Origin of the sequence: Cronbergia sp. UHCC 0137 (genome assembly GCF_034932285.1) — a bacterium.
Lineage (GTDB): Bacteria > Cyanobacteriota > Cyanobacteriia > Cyanobacteriales > Nostocaceae > Cronbergia.
This window is the reverse complement of the sequence record NZ_JAYGHC010000078.1, coordinates 1-20,775: the sequence shown is the minus strand read 5'-3', so window position 1 is coordinate 20,775 and position 20,775 is coordinate 1. Positions and strand designations below refer to the sequence as shown.

Sequence of the window (20,775 nt, the reverse complement as noted above, 5' to 3'; positions counted from 1 at the left end):
TGGAACACCTGCGGTCACTTGGGAAGGAATTGCCGGCTTCCCTGAACCAGATGGTACTGGTGGTGGTTTCTTTGTTACCTTAACTCAACCGATAGCATCCCTCAGCCTCAAAGTGTTTGATGATGGTGGTGGTGAAGGGACTGAAACCTTTACCTTCAATGTCGTAGATGGAGAACAGTATCAAGTCAGTCCCGATGGTGGTAGTGTCACTTTCACCATTAGTGATGTCCCCACCAATCCAATTGGTGATGCTGGGGATAATAACTTAGTTGGTACCGACAACAGAGATAGTTTGTTTGGTAATGGTGGTAATGATTCACTGTTTGGTAATGGTGGTAACGACCATCTGTTTGGTGGTCCTGGTGACGACTTATTAAATGGTGGGGAAGGTAATGACTCACTATTTGGCGGTACTGGTAATAACACTTTACTGGGTGGCGCTGGTAATGATTACTTGTCTTCCAGTGGTACTGGTAATAACGTGTTAGACGGAGGTGACGGTAACGATCTCCTTTATGGTGGCGCTGGTAATAATACTTTACTGGGTGGTGCTGGTAATGATATTATCTACAGTGGATCTGGTCAAAACCTAATTAACGGTGGTCTTGGTAATGACACTATCTTCTTGAATGGTGGTCAAGATACTGTTGTTATTGCTCAAGGTGCAGGTATTGACTCTATTAATAACTTCCGAGTCAGCTTGGGTCAAAAGATTGGTTTGAGTGGTGGTCTGACGTTTGATCAACTAACTTTGACTCAAAGTAATTTTAATACGCTGATTCAAGTTGGTGATGAAACTCTGGCTGTGTTGAAGTTTGTTCAATCCAGTAGCTTGGATTCATCTACATTTACGGTTGTGTAAGCTACTCTACTCCTCCCCTGACAAAGGGGAGGAATTTTGGACGTTGCTGATGAATGGGATGATTTTTGTTTCACGCAGAGGCGCAGAGGCGCGGAGAGTATAGAAACATTCAAAAAACTATGAACTTTAGCTTATTTTATTTCGATGGTGATGGCTCTGTTACTCGTCCCAATCAATATCAACTTTTAACTGAAAGTGCTAAATTTGCTGATGCTAACGGTTTTACGGCTGTTTGGACTCCAGAGAGGCATTTTCACCCTTTTGGTGGTCTTTATCCCAATCCGGCCTTGACGAGTGCGGCTTTGGCTATGATTACTAAGCGGGTACAACTACGGGCGGGGAGTTTTGTTCTACCTTTGCATGACCCTGTACGGGCGACTGAAGAGTGGGCTGTGGTAGATAATTTATCACATGGTAGGGTAGCGATCGCTTTTGCTTCTGGTTGGACTGTGGATGATTTTGTCTTGGCTCGTGAACCTCATGCTCACCGCAAAGCTGTTATGTGGCGTGATTTGGAGGTGATGCGAAAACTTTGGCGGGGTGATGCAGTTGAACGTCAAGACGCTACTGGCAAAACTTTTACCGTAAAATCACTACCTAGACCTGTACAAAAAGAACTTCCTGTGTGGATGACTTGTCAATCTTCAGAAACTTTTGTGGAAGCAGGAAAATTAGGAACTCATGTTTTGACTTCCTTATTAGGTGGTACTCTTGATGATATTGTGCCGAAAATTCAACTCTACCGGAAATCTTTAGCAAAACACGGACATGATCCTCAAGGGGGGAAAGTGGCATTGATGATTCATACTTTTTTGGGGGATAATATCAATGATGTGAAAGCAAAAGTTACCCAGCCTTTCTGTAATTATCTGAAAACTCATTACGACTTGCTGGAAAATTTAGCTAAGGGGATGGGTTTAAATGTCAGTATCAAAAACTTTTCTGAAGATGATATTGATAGTTTACTGCAATTTGGTGTAGAAGGATTTATGAAAGGGCGATCGCTCATTGGTACTCCTGCAAGTTGTAGTCCATTTGTTGAACAAATTCACGCTGCTGGTGTAGATGAAATTGCTTGTTTAATTGATTTTGTTCAAGATTACGATTTGGTCATGGCAAGTTTACCCTTTGTGAGTCAATTGCAAAAACTTACAAATTAACAAAATTTACCAAACCGAATATATAAAGTGGATTTTCTTGTCGAGTGCGGTGCGTCAGACCCGATAATTTACCGACAATTAACAAAGGTTAATCATCTGACGCACCCTACTAATGGGCAGTTGTGTAAGTTGTAATTAAGTTTATATGAAAAAATGTCAAAAATTGACGATTATTTTTAGTTTATTAAGTCTGTCTACAGCTTGCACAACATCACAAGCAAATATTAACTCTAGCCTTCAAACAACAATAGAAACTGCACCTGTGACTGCTGTTGTCGCGTTGGGACAAATTGAACCAGAAGGAGAAGTAATCAGACTTTCTGTTCCCAATGCTCAAGATAGTCGGGTTAACCAAATTTTGGTGAAGGAAGGTGATTTTGTTCAAGCAAATCAAGTTATAGCAATTTTACAAGGAATTGACCAATTAGAAGCTGATTTACAAGATGCAGAAGCTGATGTGCGTTTACAAAAAGCGGAACTTTTAAAGGTACAACAAGGTGAAGCAAAAAAAGCCGAAATTGCTGCCCAAAAAGCTACTATTACTCGATTAAAAGCACAGCTAAAAGGAGAAGAAATACAAAAAAAAGCAGCTATAAATAGTGCAGAAGCCATATTACAAGAAGCCCAATTAACTTATCAACGTCGTCAAGATTTATCTACACAGGGCGCAATTTCTCTTGCAGATGCAGATACAGCCAAACGAGAATTAGCAACGGCTGAAGCTGCATTAATAGAAAGCATGGCAGAGTTAGAAAAAACCATCACGACTTTACAAGCACAAATTACTCAAGAGGAAGCGACATTAGCCCAATTAAAAGAAATTCGTCCTGTAGATGTAGAAATTTATAAAGTACATTTAGAAAAAGCAAAAATTGCTGTTATTCAAAGAAAAGCTCGGTTAGAAAATGCCAAAGTTCGCGCTCCTTCTGCTGGACAAATATTAAGAATAAACACTCGCATTGGTGAACAAGTCAACACTAATCAAGGTATTGTCGAAATTGCTCGCACTGACCGAATGTTTGCTGTAGCCGAAGTTGCCGAAACTGATATTGATAAAGTTCGTCGAGGACAAAAAGCAACTATTAGCAGCGAATATGGCGGCTTTAGCGGAGAAATTAAAGGTACTGTTGAACAAATTGCTTTACAAATTGGTAAGAGAAATATTCAAAATGTCGCAAATACAAGAGGTCCTACTACTGATGATAATTCACGAGTAGTTGCTGTAAAAGTGCGTGTTGATCCTCAATATAATTCCAAAATTGCCGCATTAACTTATATGTTGGTACGAGTTAAAATTGATATTAGTAATTAGTTGAAATTACATTAAAAATTACCATTTATTCATGTTAAAACCAATTTTCAAAAAAGTACAATTCCAGTCTTCCCTTGCTTGGTCACAATTATCCCATCAAAAAATGCGTCTTTTAGTAGCAATGGGTGGAATTGCATTTGCCAACATCTTGATTTTTATGCAGTTGGGTTTTAGACAATTATTTACCAGTGGTGCTACTCTTTTACCAGAAAGTTTCAAAGGAGATTTATTTTTATTACATCCAGATACCAGATTTTTAGGTTCAATTGAATTTGATCGTTTACGACTTTATCAAGCAGCAGGAATTAACGGTATTGCTGATACTATTCCTGTTTATATAAATTCTGGTGTCTCTTGGGCTTATCAACAAGAATATCAATCTTACGAAGCGCGGGTGATTGCATTTAATCCTAACAGAACAATTTTTGATCTTCCTGAACTTAATGCTCAACTTTATAAAATAAACTTACCTAACAGTTTTCTGTTTGATCGGTTTGCAAAACAAGAATTAGGAACTGTAGTTAAAGATTTTAACAATAATCAAGATGATAAAATTACAGTTTTGATTAATAGACGTAAAGCTGAGATAGTGGGACTATTTAACCTTGGTAATTCATTCTTTTTAGGTACTGGTAATTTGATTACGAGTGAAGCTAATTATGCAGAAATATTTGGTAAGAATATTTTAAATAGAGTCAGCATTGGTATAGTTATTTTAAAACCTGGTGTGAATTTAGAAGCAGTAAAGACTGGTATTGAAAAGAATGTACCGGGAATTAGTGTCTATTCTCATCCAGAATTGATTGCTAAAGAATTGAAATACCAACAAGAAAATCCAGCCGGATTAATTTTTAGTTTTGGTGCAGTGATGGGGTTTATTATTGGGGTAGTAATTGTCTATCAAGTTTTGTATGCCGATGTGAGAGATCATTTAGCTGAATACGCTACCCTCAAAGCAATGGGATATTCTGATATTTATCTGTTATTAGTTATTTTTCAAGAAGCGACAATTCTGAGCGTATTAGGTTTTATTCCGGGGTTTTTTGTGTCTGTGGGTATGTACAATTTTCTCGCAGGTTTGACACGATTGGAACTGCTGATGACACCTAATCTGGCTATTTTGGTGTTGATTTTAACATTGATTATGTGTCTAACTTCAGCAGCGATCGCATCAAATAAACTTCGTTCTGCTGACCCCGCAGACGTTTTTCAGTAATTCCTTGACGAATATTTTATTTAAATATAAAGCATCATGTCTTTTGATAATAAATCTAATAATTGTCTACGATTTGAATTAATAAAAAAATGATCTCCTGGTAGCATTTGCAGCGAGAATTTACTAATTGTATGTTTTTTCCATGCCAATAATTCCTCTTGACTAACTTCCTGATCTTCAACACCTCCAAAGGCTGTAATCCCACAAGAAAATGGTGCTGATTCTGTGTAAGTATAAGTTTCTAAAACGGCAAAATCTGCTCTTAAAGTTGGTGATAAAAGTTCCATTAATTCTCTATTTTCTAATACTGCTGTTGGTGTCCCATTTAAACGACTTAATTCTTTTACAAACTCTGTTGGTGGTAAGTTATGAATTGCTGGTCTTGAAGTGGGGAGATGAGGTGCAATTCTACCAGAAACAAATAAATGTACTGGTGTTAAACCATAAACTCGTCGTAAATAACACGCCAATTCAAAACAGATTAAACTACCCATACTATGACCGAAAAATGCAAAAGGTTGATTTAAATTTGCTAAAATTGCTTGGCCAAGTGCATTAATTAAAGGTTGCAGACGATTGAATACAGGTTCTAGTAACCGATTTTCTCTTCCTGGTAGTTGGACTGTACAAATTTCTATTTTTGGGTTTAATTCTTTGTTCCATTCACGAAAAACAGATGCTCCTCCTCCAGCATAAGGAAAGCAAAATAAGCGTAATTTTGCTTGGGGATTTGGTTGAGGGATGATGAACCAAGAATTTTTGATCTTACTAAAGTTCATGATGGATATAAATAGTAGTGTGACGATCGCTCTATTTTATATTCAATTTTATGGCTCTTGTGTCCCTTTGATCAAGAACTAATATTAAAATGCCAATTTATATTTTCTAATGATATCAAAATTCCTGTAGAGACGTTCCATGGAATGTCTCTACATCTAAATTCAGACGTAGTTTCAGCAACGCCAATAATTTCTCCCCTCCCTGTTCCCTGTTATAAATTATTTTGAAACATTGCTGTACTCAGATAACGTTCTCCAAAGGAAGGCTGAATCATGACAATTAATTTACCAGCATTTTCTGGACGTTGACCCACTTGAATAGCGGCACACAAAGCTGCACCAGAAGATATTCCTGATAATAAACCTTCTTCTTTTGCTAATCTTCTACCATAGTCCATTGCTTGATCGTCACTGACACGAATCACTTCATCAATTAAGTCTTGACGGAGAATATCGGGGATAAATCCTGCACCAATACCTTGAATTTTGTGGGGACCGGGTTGACCACCAGAGAGAATGGGACTGTTGCTTGGTTCAACAGCGATCGCTCTAAAACTCGACTTCCTTTGTTTAATTACCTCTGCAATTCCAGTAATTGTCCCCCCAGTCCCTACACCAGCAATTAAAATATCCACTTCTCCATCCGTATCCGCCCAAATTTCCTCTGCTGTTGTTTCTCGATGAACCTTGGGATTGGCTGGATTACGAAACTGTTGCAGCATCAAAGCATCAGGAGTATTAGCCGCAATTTCCTCTGCTTTACGGATTGCTCCCTTCATTCCCTCAACCCCTGGTGTTAACTCCAAAGTCGCACCATAAGCCTTTAACATCGCTCTTCTTTCTTGGCTCATGGTTTCTGGCATAGTTAAAATTAACCTATAACCACGGGCTGCTGCTACCATTGCCAAACCTATCCCAGTATTGCCCGAAGTTGGTTCTACTAACACGGTTTTGCCTGGAGAAATCAGACCCTCAGCTTCCGCAGCTAAAATCATACTCAACCCAATCCGGTCTTTTACTGAGGCCGCTGGGTTCATACCTTCTAATTTGACAACTATTCTGGCCACCACACCCTCAGCTTGGGGAATTTTGTTGAGTTGAACTAAAGGAGTTCTACCAATAAGTTCTGTTACGTCTTTAGCAATTCGCATTTATTAATTCCTAAAATTTGCTTCTGTTGATTTTAATTACAAACCTAATTGTATCAACTGTTGATTCTAATTCGTTAGCTATCTTTTAAAAAAATTAATACTTTTTTTGATTAATTTGAGTTATTTTAAATTCAGTTCTTATTTGTCATCAAATATTGTCATTTGAGTACAAGTTTCACCGACCAATTAGAGAAGCTAAACCTCCTCATCTCTTAGCCTACATTGCTTTCTAGTTGAGTACAAAAGTTCCCGCCCCCCAGTTGATAAATGCTAGTACCCCCTCCTGAAAATACTAGCACCCCTACCCCAAAATATTTTTACAAAACTTACGACATCAGCATCACAGTCTTTGAGTACCAGCTTAATGATTTTAATAATCTTAATCTGGGGGTAGTAAACTGTGTCCATAAAAGGCAACTGCTATAAAACTATCAGGATTTACGCAGAGATTCCCCTCTACCCCCCGAAATTCCTAGATGCAAATCTGGAGAACTAGGGGGGACTTCTTAACCCCTCATTTAGAAGTTTAAGGGAATAAATTCTGTCAGTATTTTTCAATGCCGAATTGCTAAATCATGATGTTTTGAGTATTTGGTATATGTACTCATAACTGATGAAAAGTAAAAATTTGCATCGGCTATGGGAAAGATGGAAATTTGGAAATACAGTCATCAACCACAACAAAAATTTTCTGCCTGGGTTAATACAACCTAGTAAGGGAGAACAAAGATGAAATCCAAACTTTTAAATGTGTTGATAGTTTGCGTGGTTATGTTAGCTGTGCTTTCTCCAGGAATATTAGTATTTAATTTAATTTGGGGAAGACATATAGAGTTAGTTAAGACACAGAATTTATCTTGTGAAATCAACAAAATAAATAAAGGTATTCATGACTCTTACCCCCAGGTAGACGGTGCAAATACTTCTAAATATCAGGCTACCATAAAAGCATCTAATGCTACTGTTACCGAGCAAATCAAAAGCATAGTCCAAGAATATAAACTTGCGACAATTTTACAATGGTTAGTCTTGGGTACGCCTATTGTCGTTGGCTTAGGAATCATTGCTTATGATAGGTATCTTGTGTATCGTAGTGCTGTTTTAAGAGAACAGATGGAAATGCTGGAAAGACTTTGGCAGCAAAGCATAGAGCAATAAGTAATCTCAATTTTATCCCTTCACAATTAATTCAATTACCATGACAGAAGAACGCCAAACTCAGTATTTTAATTTGATTGATGAACTTCTCAGATGTGCTAATGGTCAAGAACCAGAAGTTTTGGAAGCTCAACCAGAATTGATTGATTCTGGTTTTGTGCATACAATGTTACAAGTTGCCACTATGTTTGCCCATGAAGGTAATCAAGATGGCGCTCAGTTTTTATTCTTTATTGCACGAGAATTAGCCAAACAATTGGGATTATATCCTGAAGTTTCTAATGAAGTGGCGAATCAGGAGTGATAATGCTATTGACTTCTACTGATGCTGGACAAATAGCCTTAGAGTTCCTGTTGGCAGATTGGAATATTTCGGAAGAGTACAGAGATTGGTTTACTATTGTTAATTCTCGCTTAATTGGTGAGAGTTGGTATGTTATAGAATTAGGTGTAGAAGGATTTCCCGATCGCTGGTTTATTCAGGTCTATGACACAGGAATGTGTGATCCTAATTATACGTTTAATTCTCCCATTTCTGGATCTGAAGGATATATAGATTTACAGACTTTACCAAATATGATCAGCGAAGTTTTGGTCGCTGAACGTAATTCTAGATAAAGGGAACAGGGAACAGGGAACAGGGAACAGGGAATAAAATAATTATTATTCCGACTTTTACTGTTACGAAATTATCTATTTATAGAAGTGGTTTCTTTTTGAGGAAGCACTTTTTTTTTTGAGAATAATTTTAGATTTAATTTGGATTTAATTGGCAATTTGTCATGCTTGAATGACAAAATTATGTTATGATGAATAGCGTGATGGACGCTACAGAAATATCAGTCAAATGATTACTGAAGATATCCTAGCCAAAGAATTCACAAGAGTCGTCAACCAATATTACCCTAATGCCGGGAAAGTATTGGAAGGGTGTCACGTGAAAGTCATCACCTGCTTTTGGGGACGACCTGCTAAACGTTTTCAATACATAGGGATTTATTGTTCTGAAGACAAAATGCCCGATGTGAAAGCGCGAAAAGAAATATTAAGGGAAATAGCAGAGAATATGGGTTTAATTCAGGTAGTTTGCATAAATGCTAAACGACTGCTACGAGATCCGATGTCGAAGCTAAAACAGTCTGATACCCGTTTATGGTTGGATTTACACTTAATTGCGGCCTAGAATAGCGATCGCTAAAAAATGAAAACAGGACTTTTCTGCAATTACGAAAATCATCACCAAGATGCCCGTCGTGCCATCTTTGAACAAGTTTTATTGGTAAAAGAAGTGGAAAAACTGGGTTTTGAAGAAGCTTGGGTGACAGAACAACACTTCAATCAATTCAATCTCAGTCCGTCCATTTTGTTATTGATGGCACATTTAGCCGGTGTCACCTCCACCATCCGCTTAGGGACTGGGGCGGTATTGTTGCCGTTTAATAACCCCATCCGGGTAGCGGAGGATATAGCTACTTTAGACAACCTTTGTAATGGGAGATTGGCTTTTGGAGTAGCCAAAGGTGGACCCTTTCCTCAACACAACCAGCATTTTGGCGTACCGATAGCTGAAACTCGTCCTCGGATGTTAGAAGCGATCGCCCTAATTCAAAAACTATTATATGACACAGATGTATCATTTAATGGCCAATATTACCAATGCGATCGCCTAACTATTTATCCCCAACCACTGCAAAAACCAATTCCCGTCTATATTGCCAGTGGTGACGACGAAGCCATCAGATTTGCTGCCCAAAACTCCTTAGGTTTAATGGGTGGTCCCCCCTTTGCCCTAGAAAGGTTAAAAAAGACCATCAGCAAATACCAGTCAATCAATTCCCTTGGTCAAGAAAATTTCCTGTTAGCGAGGTTTTTCTTTGTCGGAGAAACCAACGAAACCGCAGTTAGTGAAGCGCTACCTTTCATTCGTCAATTCAGCCAGAAAATGATCGCTAACTCGGCTGAAATCATGCAGAAAAGTCCTCAAAAAGCTTTTGATCGGACAAATATTTGTTTCGACGAAGACTATTTAATTGAAAACTCAATTATTGGTGATGTAAAAACCTGTCGAGACAAAATCAAGAAATTTCAAGACCAACTAAATCTCAGCACACTGGCGCTTAAACCCTCATCTTTGTCTCTGCGAAAAAATTTAGAGAGTTTGAGACGCTACAATCAAGAGGTGCAAAATTATGTCTAAATTACCAATGCTTCCTCCCGATGATTTACCTCCCAGTCAGGTAACAAAAGAGGATGGAATGCTGCATTTAGAATTAGAACAGTCAATTGGCAAATGTTTTTATTACGCTTGCGATCGCATCACCCAAGTATTACTTTCTAACTGTCAATGGTATTTAACCAGTAACGGCAATAGTTTAACCTTAATTATAGATTGTCCTGACATAGTATCTTACTGGCATATAGTCAGCAACATTCCCCAATTAGGCAATAGGTTAGAAAGATTTACTACTGATGGAAAAATCAGAGTTTACCCACCCTTTGGAAAAGGAATGCCCTTTGAAATTCGGGTCAACGAAATATCAGCCTATCGAGATTGGTTATAGGAGATTTATCAACAACCTGCGGTGCTTGACATAGTATCAATAATGGTGCTATGATATTTTTTACAGACATTTTTGGACTAACTATAGGCATCGTAAATAAGATTTGAAGAACTCCAAATCGTTTAGGTGGGCAATGCCCACCCTACTAGAAGAAACCTTTATAAATTTACTTATGTGGATACTCAAAAAAATTTCTTTAAATGGGAAAAACGACATTGGAATTAGTATGTTCTTATTTAGCATTGTATGGGGTATAACAGCTTATTTATGCTTTAATCCCCCATATGATTATTATGGATATGGTCTGGAATATAGCAGAATTAGATTAGTAAATATATTGATAGGAAGGCCTGCGTTGGGTTGGATTTATGCAATCAGTAGTGTCATCTGCACACTAATAGGTATTATCGCAACATATAAGGCTTTTCATCCAGAGAAACTTGATTGAGTGTGAGCAGTATTTGTATCCATTTTTAACTCTGTTGGGTATAAAGCAAGTTTTAGCTGCAATTGAGAAAATTGAAAAGATGGAGGAAACAGAAGATGGTTAACTACGAACACTATACTTATAAAATTACTTGGTCAAGTGAAGATCAAGAATTTGTAGGATTATGTGCAGAATTTCCTAGCCTATCTTATCTTGATGAAAACCGGAATGCCACACTTGAAGGTATTACAAATTTAGTCAAAGATATAGTAACTGATATGGAAAATAATAATGAAGAAATTCCAGAACCCATAGCAGAAAAAAGCTATAGCGGTAAATTTCAAGTACGCATTACCCCAGAACTTCATCGTAAGTTAGCGATAGAAGCAGCAGAAGAAAAAGTTAGCTTAAATCGCTACGTGAACTATAAACTTGGATAATAAAGCAGAAAGAGAGATCACATATTTTCTTCTTTCTTCCTTAGCGATCTTTGCTCCTTTGCGGTTCAATAAATCCATATTCCTCAGAAATAACTTCAGGTAGCCAAATAATAAAAGTAGTACCAGGAGAAATAACAGAACTAATAATAGAAGAAATAGCCGGACTAAAAACCTCCAATTCCCCGTGCATTTGTGCTATTAACTGTTTAGCGATCGCAATACCTAAACCCGTACCAGGAATTGACGTTTGTGCTTGCACACCCCGATAAAATCGTTCCCCCAAATGAGGCAAATCTTCAGGGGGAATACCAGGGCCAGTGTCACTAATAGCAATACCTTGAAAACGATCCTTTTCTTGCCCAACCTGAATTAAAACCTTACCTCCAGCCGGAGTATATTTCAAAGCATTATCAATAATATTACTTAAAACCTCTCGTAAAGCCTTAACATTGGCACTAACCAGAGGCAAATCGGGAATAATATCCACAATTAACTTCACATTTCTTTCTTGGGCAATAGCTTGAGCCGATAATAACAAAGGCGCTAATAAATCAGCAACACAGCAATTAGTGACATTTTCACCCGTTCCCGGCAACAATAACGGAGATTTGGTATCCACAAAAACCTCTCCTGCTGGTAAAGGAATAGGTTCTAAATCAGCCTCAGTTAGATCAATCACCTGATCGAATTGTAACAATAGTTCCTGGAGGCGATCGCTCTCCCGCACAATACTAACAGCCACATCTCGATTAGGTTCAGCTTGTCGCAATCGTTTTAACAGCAACTTCCCAAAAGTGCGAATAGCAGTTAAAGGGTTACGAAACTGATGTAACAGATTATCCAGCAAATCTCGCTGCTGTGCTTGGAGAAGTCGTTGTTGCTGTAACTGTTGTTCCAACCAAGCCCGTCGCTGATCTAAAATACAAGCGATCGCTATAGTTTTAGCTATGCGTTGAATTTCCCCCTCTTCCCCTTCATTCCAAGCCCTATCGTCCCTAGCCGTCACCAGCAACCCCATCATCACACCCTCATAAACCAGAGGTAAAACAATTTGTTTACCACTCAACAGGTAATCCTCCTGTAAATTCGGTTCAGGTTGACTTGTTGACCCACCAAAGAATCCTGATCCTGCTGTTAAAAATCTCCCCGGACGCTTAGGTAAAGCCAAAACATTACCTACAGTCGTTTCAGTCACATTATCCTCCAGCCTTAACGCCCCCGACTCAGGATAAACCACCACCGGAACCAATTGCGCCTCACCCGTGGGAGATTCCACCAAATCCTGCGTTAAATAAACAACACTCAAAGACGCGCCCAACCCTTGAGTCAGCAACATTATTTGCTCTTGGCACAAAATTACAAAATCAGAACTGGCAGACCTTAACATTTTTAGCTCTTGCTGAGAATTACAGAAACCGCTTGATAGTGTCCCCTCACTCGAAGTAGGGTGTTATATTCAATTTTGTCAAACAAAATTAAACTGATTGATGGAGATAGGCAACAAGCTGTGTAATTAAATTTATCCAGGTAATTAAAGGGACAAAATTTTAAAAAATACTGAATTGTCTCCATACCATTTTATCAAGCTTAACCAACTCTTCAGCCATTAGTCATTAGTCATTGGTAATTCTCCCCTCACTTTAAATTGTCCTCATTTTTATATATTATTTTTTCTTGTATCAAAACATTAAAAACCATTGATTTTTTAAATTAGAACTTATATAATTACGACGGATTTTGTAGCTATAACTACAATCTACAGCTTGAAAGAGGAGGACAATAGGTTGGCAAGAAGACGCAAAAGAAAGAGTCGTCGTCGCCAGGAAGGACGACGCATACTGGAACACGTGCCTCAATACAGCATCGAGAGCGGCGAAGAAAAACCTGTAACAGCAGCGAGGAAATTCATTCAAGCTGAAGGTATCTTGCCTCCTGCATTGCTACTCGTAAAGCGTAATGAACACACAACAGACCGTTATTTTTGGGCGGAAAAAGGTTTGTTTGGCGCTCAATACGTCGAAGAGAATCATTTCTTGTTTCCCAGCCTCAGAGTATTAGAAGCTCCTACTGCACAGGAACTCATCACTGTGGCTATTCGGTAAACTACAAACATTGATTGATGTAACTTCTGACCATGACAATAATTAACTGGCAAAATTGATCAAGTTATAAAAAAATTCCATTTTTTTTAAGTTTGTCGCTGAGTTTGCCAGTCAGAATTATCCACACAACTGGATAATCAACTCCTTGATCATCGAGATGATGTGAGTTGATGTGTAGTTATGCGAACCTAGCGGGGAGTAGCAACAGAAGCAAAAGCATTAAAAAGCATTAGTGAAGTTGCACTCTCATTAATTAGATGGCTAACATCCTTTGTCAACCAGTTAAAATTATTCCTGAAGATATAACTCACAAGGAAAGCTGACACACAAGATTTGTTTTGCCACCTCCCTACAGTCCATTTCCTCAAAATTTGGTCAGAAGTTTACATCTTTCAACTGTAAAGCCCTCTTTAACTCCATTAGTTCATCTCGATGGGCAGTAACAGTAATGATACTAGAGGATTGTAGTTGTCCCTGGATTGATTCCATCGACAGAGAGACATTCTCAAGTCTTCCAGCTTTTTTCCAATAAAATAGACCACTCAACGGTGATAGCAGGACGATCGCTGGAAAAAATTGACCCAAGTTAGGGAATAACAACGCCAAAACCAAAGCTAAACAAGCCAAACCAGTGGCAGCAAGCAGGGTCAAAAAAGCACCAAGGAACCAACTAGGCCTAACATATCCCTCAAACGTAACTTGGTTTTTTTCCGAGTTTAATTCTGCCACCCGGTAAGAGCGTGAGTGAAAATAATCCTTGACCTGATTCATCAGAGTAGTTTCATCTTGATCAGATATTAACTGCTCCCTTTGAGTTCGATCCTTCGTCGCAGCACGAATAAAAAACAACAACCCCACAGATAACAACACAGTTAGCAGCAAAGTAGATGACAGAATAGGAGTATCCATAAATTAGTTTTTCCCAAGAGCAGACTTATCTTATTATCAATTATGAAGCTAAATTAGCTCCCCTTGATGAAATCTTGCCAAGTAGGGCATTCCTAATAGGGGAATATACTCTTTTCCCCTCTGCCCTTAGTCGAATTTATGTCACAAAACACAGATACAGCCCCTAGTAATATTAGAGCGATCGCCCAAAAATTCCGGTTAGCAGGTTGGATTAGCTTCTGGATTCAATTAGTCCTGGGGGTAATTTCCAGTATAATTGTCCTATTATTTGCCATTTTCAGCCAAAGAACAGGCAGCCCCAGCAATAACCCAGGAACGGGATTTGGTGTGTTTTTGGCAATATGTGGGCTAGTAGTATTAGGAGGGGGCATTTATTTAGCCTACCGATACACCAGAATTGGCAAGCAACTCCAATCCCCCAACCCCAGCAACCGTCCCCGTAAAATCGAAACCATACAAGTATTACGTTTGGGAGCCTGGATCAACTTGGGAGGAATATTAGTTACCTTAATGGGAGCGCAAGCGATCGTTGGTACATTAGTAGCCAGATCAATATCACCTCAAGCCGTCACCACCCAACTATTCGACCCCAACCGCATCATTAGCGGCCTAGATATGTTAGTAGTCCAGGCCAACACAAACACCATCTCAGCCCACTTTGCCGGATTAATAGCATCATTATATCTACTCAATCGCATCACAAAACCCTAGTCATACCATTTTTTTCTAAAAAATACTTTATTTTGTAGGGTGGGCAATGCCCACCATGATTGAGAACATTTTCTCCAACCGTAGATGATGATAATTTTTCTAATCTTCGTGATCTTCAAATGGGTCATCCAACTGCTTACTAGGAGGACCAAAAGAGGTATAAATTGCCATACCAGTAATCGCTACTAGAGCCGCACCCACAGAAATACCGATAACTATTGCAGGTTCTAAGTCCATAAAATTAGAGTTATATTATGAGAGGTATACCTATAGAATATTACAAAATATTAAAAATTCCCGATTCTTTCACAGATCAAGTCTAAACACACCCATTCACCAACTCCAGTCAACCAAACCACCTAATAGTGATAATATATTGATGCCCAAACCCTCATAAAATATTGCAGCAGCCAAAAAACTCAATAAATATAGTTAAACAATACTCAAAAATTGCGATAATTTAAAAAAGCCTTTGGAGTAAACCGCGTACCGTGAGACACACGGAAACGCATCCAGCAATGGATAAACGCTTGGGGAGTTATCCATAAGTGGGTTCTAGTCCTCAAAAACTATAACTCGGATAAGCCATGAACTGTAAGACCCGTAATCAGGGAAACCTGCAACAGGCAAATTCAGCCCAAGAATCCCCTCCCCTTTAGGAATCGGGAATGTCAAACAAGATTTTAAAAAACTTTGGTAACGAAAATTAGGTGAATCATGGCACAAAGAACTAGATTAGGAGACATTCTCAGACCCTTAAACGCTGAGTATGGTAAAGTAGCCCCCGGTTGGGGAACAACACCTTTAATGGCTGTTTTTATGGGATTATTTTTCGTATTTCTGCTAATTATTCTCCAGGTTTACAATAAGTCACTGTTAATTCAGGATGTACTTGTTGATTGGCGGAGTTTAGGTAGCTAAGGAATATGAATTAAATAAATTGCAAAAGTAGGGTGTGTTAGCGACAGCGTAACGCACCATTCCAAGTTAAATCAGAATTGCAGGTTATTAAATTTGCGTTCCTAACTACCATACAACCACCCAGCTTGGATTAAAAGTTAGCCATATACCCGGACACTCCGGGTTTTTTATCTTCAACAGCTAAAGCTAAACAGTTAATCAACCTCATAATTGATTAGACTATATATTGTAAAATTAAAATTCGTGGCGGTTATAAATGAATATATTTGGTATCGGCTTACCAGAAATGGGTCTAATCATGATAGTGGCGCTCTTAATCTTTGGTCCCAAAAAACTACCAGAGATTGGCCGCAGTTTAGGTAAGACAGTTCGTGGTTTTCAAGAAGCATCCAATGAATTTCAAAGTGAGTTTAAACGGGAAGTTGAACAATTAGAAGCAACCGTAAAAACTACAGATGAAATTGAAGCCAAGCAAATCGAATCAGTTAATTCCCAAGCAGATCATACCAAACAATAGACTTGTACAATATCTAACATGACAGAAGCTCTTAAACAACCAACTTTGGTGATTCCTCAGCTAATTATCGGGTTGGGAAATCCAGAGCCTAAGTATGATCAAACTCGCCATAATATTGGGTTTGCAGCCATAGATACACTTTCTCGCGCTTGGCAAATTCCCTTAGCAGAAAATCGTAAATTTCAAGGAGAGTTTGGGGAAGGCATAGCATTGAGTGGCTGTAAAATTCGCTTGTTAAAGCCTTTAACTTATATGAATCGCTCAGGACAGTCAGTGCAATCTGTAACGAATTGGTATAAGTTACCCCCTGAATCAGTCTTAGTAATTTATGACGACCTTGACTTACCTTTAGGAAAAACCCGTCTCCGCTTATCTGGTTCTGCGGGAGGACATAACGGCGTAAAAAGTCTCATTTCACATTTAGGTACACAAAACTTTCCCCGGTTGCGAATTGGTATTGGTAAACCAAAGAGTGCAACTAATCATGATGACAGTACAATTTCTTATGTCTTAGGGCGATTCTCAGCAGCAGAAAATAAATTAATGTCCGTTGTCTTAGACTTTTTGGTTAGCTGTGTAGAACTAAGTCTCAAACAAGGAGTCGAAAAAGCTATGAATCGCTGTAATAGCTGGACTGGGGATATTGGTGAACCTGAATAGATATTGGTTTTCGTTGATTTCATTTAACTTAGACTAAAGATTTTGCAACCCAGTAAAAGCAACCAACCGACACCCCAATCTGGGGTGTCAGCAAAGTTTGAGTTTTTGTAAAAATAATGGCAACGTCGTGTTACAGAGTTTAGTTTTTATCGTTAACCAACGTCACTAATTAAAAACGGTGTTTTCGTCTAGCTGCCACTGCCTTGCGTTTACGTTTCTCTAGCGGAGTTTCAAAGTGCCGACGATACTTTACATCAGCCAATATACCAGCTTTAGACACTTGACGTTTAAAGCGACGTAGGGCTGAATCTATTCCTTCATTCTCTCCTAGAAGCACTTGGGTCATTCTTAGTTTGTCCTCAATTTATCAATAAATCCCATTGTAATATTAGCCTCAAACTTAGTCATGTTAGTCAGCCTAAAAAGAGGCTCAAAGTAATGATAAAATGAGAGCGATCGCTAGTATAAAGTGATATTTAACGCATTATGGTGTGGGCAATACCTACACTGTTCAGTTGTGATTATGTATTGCCCAAAAATTGAGAAACTAATCTCCAGTAATTGAAAGTTCATTAACCCAAATTCTCGGACAAACTCCTCCTGGTGTTAATTCAACTTCTTTTTCTACATAAACAATTGATTTCAACAGTTCCAAGAAATCACCAGCTACCGTTGCAGACTCAATACTCGTTTTTTCACCTTTATTAACTAACCACCCATCAAAAGGTAGAGAGAAAGAACCTTGTAGAGATTTAACACCTGCATGGAGCGCTTGTAATTCATCAATTAAAATCACATTTTCCGCAGTTTCTAAGCTAAATTTTTCTTCAGCCTCTTCTGCTGCAAAAACATGATAAAAATTTGGACTTACACTAACTTTTGCACCAATACTAGCATTACCTGTTGGTCTAGCATTTAACCTTTTAGCTGTTCCTGCACTGTGGAGAAAATTCGTTAAAATGCCCTTTTCTATTAGTGACACTTGACGGGTGGGTGTACCTTCACCGTCAAAAGTTTCTGCACCGATATTAGCTGGGTGTAGTGCATCATCGTAAACAGAAATTAAAGGAGAGGCGATTTGTTTACCAATATCTTCAGGTTTAGATAAACTTTGATTATCTAAGATGCTTTGAGCATTAAACAAATTAGAAAAAGCACCCAACAAACTTAAAAAAGCTTCAGGTGAGAAAACAACTCGATATTTACCAGTTTTGATTTTTTCATAATTCAAATGACTGATAGTTTTTTCGGCAGTTTCTTTAATACAACCAGCAATATCTAAATCAGCTAAACTTTCCTTAACTCGATACGCACCACCACTGCGGGGTTTTTTATTTTCTTCCTCTGTTTTGCTATACAAATAAACAGAAGCTGCCGAATGAGATTCCGTTCTCAAAGCACCATCACTATTGAGATAAAACCGATCAATATCACTTTGTGACAAACCATTATAAGGTACTCCTTTAATAGCAGTATGGGCTGCAAGGAGTTCCTTTTCTGCCACCAACAATTTCTCAATCAATTCAGAAACAGGTGCTTGGGGTACTTTTTTTTGATGTCTATCAGGGATAGGAATTGTAGCCTCTGGACTAAAATCAGGGACGTTTTCTTTAACTCCAAAAAAACTTGCTTCGTAGGCTGTTTTTAAAGCTAATTCTAAACCCAAAGGATCTACATCTGTAGTGCTGGTGACACCCATTGTATTTTCTTCATTCCAGACACGAACAGTCACACCAGAACGGCTGGAAGCCTTAACTTGTTTTGGCTCACCTTCATCAACTTGGACACTCGTACTATCAACAATTGAGCCGTAAATATCAAATTTCTTAATGCCAAGTTTCTCAGCATTTTCTTGGGCATAAGTCGAAATTTCTTGAATATTAGTCATGTTCCTTACTCTCTGCGCCTCCGCGCCTCTGCGTGAAAAATCCACCCTTAACCCAAAACCCAAAATTTAATCATCGACCACCAACAGTAATAGAATCAACCTTGATATGAGGTTGTCCAACTGTGGTGTAAATGCTGCCGCTAACAGAACCACAAAAACCGGGAGCGAGTTCCAAATCTTGGGAACACATAGAAATTTTGTTCATAATTTCCTTGGCTTCACCGATGAGAGTAGCGCCTTTTAGTGGTTTGGTAAGTTTGCCATTTTCGATTAAATAAGCTTCATCAACACTAAAGTTAAATTGACCTGTAGCGCCTACACTACCCCCACCCATTTTTTTACAGTAAATACCTTTATCAACGGAAGCAAATAAATCTTCATTAGTGTATTCACCTGCATCAATATAAGTATTTCGCATCCGACTGGCGGCGGCAAAGGTGTAATTTTGACGGCGGCCACTGCCTGTTCTGGGGTGTCCTGTGCGGACTGAACCGGTTCTGTCGGCTAGGAAGTTTTTAAGAACGCCTTTTTCAATTAATAGAGTTCTTTGAGCAGGCATACCTTCATCATCCATATCAATTGTCCCAAAGGCATTGTCAGCACGTCCTTCATCCCATGCTGTCAGGCTTTCGTGGGCAATTTTTTCGCCTTTTTTATCGGCAAAGGGTGTGGTTTTGCGTTCGATTTGGGTGGTTTCTAGCAGGTGTCCGCAAGCTTCGTGGAAAATTACACCACCAAAATGGTTGGCCATGATGATGGGATAGGTTCCTGATTCTACATAATCTGCATAGAGCATTTTCCCCGCAGATTCGGCTATTTGTTCAGATGCTTGTTGATAATCCCAGGTTCTGAGAAAATTAGCATCACTGGTGTTACCGGCTCGTTCACCAATGGAGGTACGGTTAGCACCATCAGCACAGAGGATGTTGAATCCTACGGACTGGGTGAGGCGGATATCACGGGCAAAGGTACCATCACTGGCGGCTACTAGAATTTCTTGCCAATCACGGAAGTAGGAAGCACGACGGGATTGGACGTGGGTAGCTTTTTTATTGAGTTGGGCTGTACCATCAAGGAGGATTTCTCCCATTTCGCGGATAGAACTACATAAAGGTAGCCAGCCGTCTTTACCTCTTTTGGTGGCGTAGTCTCTGAGTAATTCGAGGTTAATTTCGGGGATGAAGGCGTTGGAGGTGGGTAGTTGTAAGCCTAAAATGGAAAGACCTTTTTCTAAGGCTGCTTTCAATCCGCTAAATGTTAGGTTATTGGTGCTAACGTAACAGTCGGCTTTGGCGCGAAATACTCTAACTCCTGCACCTGTGGCTAGGCTGGGTGAAATGCTGGTGATTGCGTCTTCTTCCGCTAGGCAACTAATATAGTTACGGCGTTCTAGATAGAATTCGACGAAATCGGCACCTGCGGCGCGTCCGAGTCCTAAAAGGGTTGCTAGGGGGGCTTCCCAGGTTTCATCGAAGCGTTCTGTGGTGGATGAATATTTTAAGGTGGGAAGTTGGTTTGAGAGAAGTAGGGTATTTGTAAGCATGAATAGCCTCGTCTGCTGGCGTTATCAGAGATTTGACCGAAAAATTTCTGGTGTGTTTAGTCTAACAAATCTCTACAAGCTGCTGTTGGCATTTAGGCTGTAGGGTTTCCCGCCATATCGTGTTAATTTTTGGGTATGAATAAACCCGGATTTCTCACCACAATTCTCAAAACCTTAACCCCATCAGCAATATTAGGATTCTTGCGGCTCTTTTATGGTTTTTTTCTTTTCTTGATTAGACTTCTTATATACTAAATACGGCTTAATTATTTGATTCTGTGGGTAAGGGTTTAGCACTGCTAAACCCCTACAAATCTCGGTTTTTCGTAATTTTGCAAAAGTCCATGTCTCAACCGTTTTTAGTATAAAAGTCGTGACTTTCAAATTCTTCTTCTTTGCGCCTTTGCGTGAGCTTGTAAAAACAAAAACCCCTTCTATGTCTTAGAGGGGGTTTTTGA

24 protein-coding genes are annotated in these 20,775 nt (G+C 39.0%); 16 read left to right on the top strand and 8 right to left on the bottom strand.

Going from position 1 to position 20,775, the window contains the following annotated elements:
- The 4 genes from VB711_RS24750 to devC form a co-directional block, all read left to right on the top strand.
- On the top strand, nt 1-862 hold an 862-nt coding region (locus VB711_RS24750; RefSeq protein ID WP_323289092.1), incomplete at its 5' end, for a calcium-binding protein.
- 119 nt (nt 863-981) lie between these two features.
- On the top strand, nt 982-2,022 hold the full coding sequence (locus VB711_RS24745; protein ID WP_323289091.1) for an LLM class flavin-dependent oxidoreductase: 1,041 nt from the start codon (nt 982-984) through the stop codon (nt 2,020-2,022).
- 145 nt (nt 2,023-2,167) lie between these two features.
- Nucleotides 2,168-3,334: an HlyD family efflux transporter periplasmic adaptor subunit gene (locus tag VB711_RS24740; RefSeq protein ID WP_323289090.1), complete on the top strand. Its 1,167-nt coding sequence runs from the start codon at nt 2,168-2,170 to the stop codon at nt 3,332-3,334.
- 31 nt (nt 3,335-3,365) lie between these two features.
- Entirely contained in the window at nt 3,366-4,550 is a 1,185-nt protein-coding gene (gene devC, locus VB711_RS24735) for an ABC transporter permease DevC (protein ID WP_323289089.1), read from the top strand.
- Between the two features lie 20 nt (nt 4,551-4,570).
- Here devC and VB711_RS24730 read toward each other — a convergent pair whose 3' ends face one another.
- On the bottom strand, nt 4,571-5,329 hold the full coding sequence (locus VB711_RS24730) for a thioesterase II family protein (RefSeq protein WP_323289088.1): 759 nt from the start codon (nt 5,327-5,329) through the stop codon (nt 4,571-4,573).
- A 212-nt stretch (nt 5,330-5,541) separates the two neighbouring features.
- Nucleotides 5,542-6,480, bottom strand: coding sequence for a cysteine synthase A (cysK, locus tag VB711_RS24725; RefSeq protein WP_323289087.1), 939 nt, complete (start codon nt 6,478-6,480; stop codon nt 5,542-5,544).
- 729 nt (nt 6,481-7,209) lie between these two features.
- On the opposite strand from cysK, the gene VB711_RS24720 reads away from it, so the two are divergent.
- The 7 genes from VB711_RS24720 (at nt 7,210) to VB711_RS24690 (ending at nt 11,066) form a co-directional block, all read left to right on the top strand.
- On the top strand, nt 7,210-7,638 hold the full coding sequence (locus tag VB711_RS24720) for a hypothetical protein (RefSeq protein ID WP_323289086.1): 429 nt from the start codon (nt 7,210-7,212) through the stop codon (nt 7,636-7,638).
- Nucleotides 7,639-7,678: 40 nt separating this feature from the next.
- Entirely contained in the window at nt 7,679-7,942 is a 264-nt protein-coding gene (locus VB711_RS24715; RefSeq protein ID WP_323289085.1) for a hypothetical protein, read from the top strand.
- A gap of 2 nt (nt 7,943-7,944) precedes the next feature.
- A complete protein-coding gene (locus VB711_RS24710; RefSeq protein WP_323289084.1) occupies nt 7,945-8,256 on the top strand; it encodes a hypothetical protein in 312 nt (103 codons plus the stop codon).
- 229 nt (nt 8,257-8,485) lie between these two features.
- The gene (locus VB711_RS24705; protein WP_323289083.1) at nt 8,486-8,821 is read left to right on the top strand and encodes a hypothetical protein; all 336 of its coding nucleotides are present in this window, start codon (nt 8,486-8,488) and stop codon (nt 8,819-8,821) included.
- An 18-nt stretch (nt 8,822-8,839) separates the two neighbouring features.
- Nucleotides 8,840-9,835 (top strand): LLM class flavin-dependent oxidoreductase, encoded by a 996-nt coding sequence (locus VB711_RS24700; RefSeq protein ID WP_323289082.1) that lies wholly within the window; start codon nt 8,840-8,842, stop codon nt 9,833-9,835.
- The gene (locus tag VB711_RS24695; protein ID WP_323289081.1) at nt 9,828-10,199 is read left to right on the top strand and encodes a hypothetical protein; all 372 of its coding nucleotides are present in this window, start codon (nt 9,828-9,830) and stop codon (nt 10,197-10,199) included. The genes VB711_RS24700 and VB711_RS24695 overlap by 8 nt, the downstream gene beginning before the upstream one ends.
- Nucleotides 10,200-10,742: 543 nt before the next feature.
- Nucleotides 10,743-11,066, top strand: coding sequence for a type II toxin-antitoxin system HicB family antitoxin (locus tag VB711_RS24690; RefSeq protein ID WP_323289080.1), 324 nt, complete (start codon nt 10,743-10,745; stop codon nt 11,064-11,066).
- A gap of 40 nt (nt 11,067-11,106) precedes the next feature.
- Here the strand turns inward: VB711_RS24690 and VB711_RS24685 are convergent, their stop codons facing one another.
- Nucleotides 11,107-12,453 carry a HAMP domain-containing sensor histidine kinase gene (locus VB711_RS24685; protein ID WP_323289079.1) on the bottom strand — a complete coding sequence of 449 codons (1,347 nt, stop codon included), beginning with the start codon at nt 12,451-12,453 and terminating at the stop codon, nt 11,107-11,109.
- Nucleotides 12,454-12,850: 397 nt separating this feature from the next.
- Between VB711_RS24685 and VB711_RS24680 the strand changes: the two genes are divergently transcribed.
- A complete protein-coding gene (locus VB711_RS24680; protein ID WP_323289078.1) occupies nt 12,851-13,168 on the top strand; it encodes a DUF3155 domain-containing protein in 318 nt (105 codons plus the stop codon).
- A 375-nt stretch (nt 13,169-13,543) separates the two neighbouring features.
- Here VB711_RS24680 and VB711_RS24675 read toward each other — a convergent pair whose 3' ends face one another.
- On the bottom strand, nt 13,544-14,077 hold the full coding sequence (locus VB711_RS24675) for a cofactor assembly of complex C subunit B (RefSeq protein ID WP_323289077.1): 534 nt from the start codon (nt 14,075-14,077) through the stop codon (nt 13,544-13,546).
- Between the two features lie 138 nt (nt 14,078-14,215).
- On the opposite strand from VB711_RS24675, the gene VB711_RS24670 reads away from it, so the two are divergent.
- Nucleotides 14,216-14,788, top strand: a complete 573-nt coding sequence (locus VB711_RS24670) for a DUF3611 family protein (RefSeq protein WP_323289076.1) — start codon at nt 14,216-14,218, stop codon at nt 14,786-14,788.
- Nucleotides 14,789-14,887: 99 nt separating this feature from the next.
- Here the strand turns inward: VB711_RS24670 and psbN are convergent, their stop codons facing one another.
- Complete coding sequence (gene psbN / locus VB711_RS24665) at nt 14,888-15,025, bottom strand: photosystem II reaction center protein PsbN (protein WP_323289075.1); 138 nt, start codon at nt 15,023-15,025, stop codon at nt 14,888-14,890.
- A 480-nt stretch (nt 15,026-15,505) separates the two neighbouring features.
- Between psbN and psbH the strand changes: the two genes are divergently transcribed.
- The 3 genes from psbH to pth all read left to right on the top strand — a co-directional run bounded on the left by psbH (nt 15,506) and on the right by pth (nt 16,886).
- Nucleotides 15,506-15,709, top strand: coding sequence for a photosystem II reaction center phosphoprotein PsbH (gene psbH, locus VB711_RS24660; protein WP_323289074.1), 204 nt, complete (start codon nt 15,506-15,508; stop codon nt 15,707-15,709).
- Between the two features lie 256 nt (nt 15,710-15,965).
- Nucleotides 15,966-16,226 carry a TatA/E family twin arginine-targeting protein translocase gene (locus VB711_RS24655; protein WP_323289073.1) on the top strand — a complete coding sequence of 87 codons (261 nt, stop codon included), beginning with the start codon at nt 15,966-15,968 and terminating at the stop codon, nt 16,224-16,226.
- Nucleotides 16,227-16,244: 18 nt separating this feature from the next.
- Nucleotides 16,245-16,886 (top strand): aminoacyl-tRNA hydrolase, encoded by a 642-nt coding sequence (gene pth, locus VB711_RS24650; protein ID WP_323289072.1) that lies wholly within the window; start codon nt 16,245-16,247, stop codon nt 16,884-16,886.
- A 169-nt stretch (nt 16,887-17,055) separates the two neighbouring features.
- On the opposite strand, the gene rpsU is transcribed toward pth, so the two are convergent.
- The 3 genes from rpsU to VB711_RS24635 form a co-directional block, all read right to left on the bottom strand.
- Entirely contained in the window at nt 17,056-17,232 is a 177-nt protein-coding gene (rpsU, locus tag VB711_RS24645) for a 30S ribosomal protein S21 (RefSeq protein ID WP_323289071.1), read from the bottom strand.
- A gap of 201 nt (nt 17,233-17,433) precedes the next feature.
- Nucleotides 17,434-18,774, bottom strand: a complete 1,341-nt coding sequence (locus VB711_RS24640) for a TldD/PmbA family protein (RefSeq protein WP_323289070.1) — start codon at nt 18,772-18,774, stop codon at nt 17,434-17,436.
- Between the two features lie 70 nt (nt 18,775-18,844).
- On the bottom strand, nt 18,845-20,317 hold the full coding sequence (locus tag VB711_RS24635) for a TldD/PmbA family protein (protein WP_323289069.1): 1,473 nt from the start codon (nt 20,315-20,317) through the stop codon (nt 18,845-18,847).
- Between the last annotated feature and the right edge of the window lie 458 nt (nt 20,318-20,775).

What these genes read in the sequence shown, in the direction of transcription:
- VB711_RS24745 (WP_323289091.1), top strand. Translation starts at nt 982, where the DNA reads ATGAACTTTAGCTTATTTTATTTCGATGGTGATGGCTCTGTTACTCGT.
- VB711_RS24740 (WP_323289090.1), top strand. Translation starts at nt 2,168, where the DNA reads ATGAAAAAATGTCAAAAATTGACGATTATTTTTAGTTTATTAAGTCTG.
- devC (WP_323289089.1), top strand. Translation starts at nt 3,366, where the DNA reads ATGTTAAAACCAATTTTCAAAAAAGTACAATTCCAGTCTTCCCTTGCT.
- VB711_RS24730 (WP_323289088.1), bottom strand. Translation starts at nt 5,329, where the DNA reads ATGAACTTTAGTAAGATCAAAAATTCTTGGTTCATCATCCCTCAACCA.
- cysK (WP_323289087.1), bottom strand. Translation starts at nt 6,480, where the DNA reads ATGCGAATTGCTAAAGACGTAACAGAACTTATTGGTAGAACTCCTTTA.
- VB711_RS24720 (WP_323289086.1), top strand. Translation starts at nt 7,210, where the DNA reads ATGAAATCCAAACTTTTAAATGTGTTGATAGTTTGCGTGGTTATGTTA.
- VB711_RS24715 (WP_323289085.1), top strand. Translation starts at nt 7,679, where the DNA reads ATGACAGAAGAACGCCAAACTCAGTATTTTAATTTGATTGATGAACTT.
- VB711_RS24710 (WP_323289084.1), top strand. Translation starts at nt 7,945, where the DNA reads ATGCTATTGACTTCTACTGATGCTGGACAAATAGCCTTAGAGTTCCTG.
- VB711_RS24705 (WP_323289083.1), top strand. Translation starts at nt 8,486, where the DNA reads ATGATTACTGAAGATATCCTAGCCAAAGAATTCACAAGAGTCGTCAAC.
- VB711_RS24700 (WP_323289082.1), top strand. Translation starts at nt 8,840, where the DNA reads ATGAAAACAGGACTTTTCTGCAATTACGAAAATCATCACCAAGATGCC.
- VB711_RS24695 (WP_323289081.1), top strand. Translation starts at nt 9,828, where the DNA reads ATGTCTAAATTACCAATGCTTCCTCCCGATGATTTACCTCCCAGTCAG.
- VB711_RS24690 (WP_323289080.1), top strand. Translation starts at nt 10,743, where the DNA reads ATGGTTAACTACGAACACTATACTTATAAAATTACTTGGTCAAGTGAA.
- VB711_RS24685 (WP_323289079.1), bottom strand. Translation starts at nt 12,453, where the DNA reads ATGTTAAGGTCTGCCAGTTCTGATTTTGTAATTTTGTGCCAAGAGCAA.
- VB711_RS24675 (WP_323289077.1), bottom strand. Translation starts at nt 14,077, where the DNA reads ATGGATACTCCTATTCTGTCATCTACTTTGCTGCTAACTGTGTTGTTA.
- VB711_RS24670 (WP_323289076.1), top strand. Translation starts at nt 14,216, where the DNA reads ATGTCACAAAACACAGATACAGCCCCTAGTAATATTAGAGCGATCGCC.
- psbN (WP_323289075.1), bottom strand. Translation starts at nt 15,025, where the DNA reads ATGGACTTAGAACCTGCAATAGTTATCGGTATTTCTGTGGGTGCGGCT.
- psbH (WP_323289074.1), top strand. Translation starts at nt 15,506, where the DNA reads ATGGCACAAAGAACTAGATTAGGAGACATTCTCAGACCCTTAAACGCT.
- VB711_RS24655 (WP_323289073.1), top strand. Translation starts at nt 15,966, where the DNA reads ATGAATATATTTGGTATCGGCTTACCAGAAATGGGTCTAATCATGATA.
- pth (WP_323289072.1), top strand. Translation starts at nt 16,245, where the DNA reads ATGACAGAAGCTCTTAAACAACCAACTTTGGTGATTCCTCAGCTAATT.
- rpsU (WP_323289071.1), bottom strand. Translation starts at nt 17,232, where the DNA reads ATGACCCAAGTGCTTCTAGGAGAGAATGAAGGAATAGATTCAGCCCTA.
- VB711_RS24640 (WP_323289070.1), bottom strand. Translation starts at nt 18,774, where the DNA reads ATGACTAATATTCAAGAAATTTCGACTTATGCCCAAGAAAATGCTGAG.
- VB711_RS24635 (WP_323289069.1), bottom strand. Translation starts at nt 20,317, where the DNA reads ATGCTTACAAATACCCTACTTCTCTCAAACCAACTTCCCACCTTAAAA.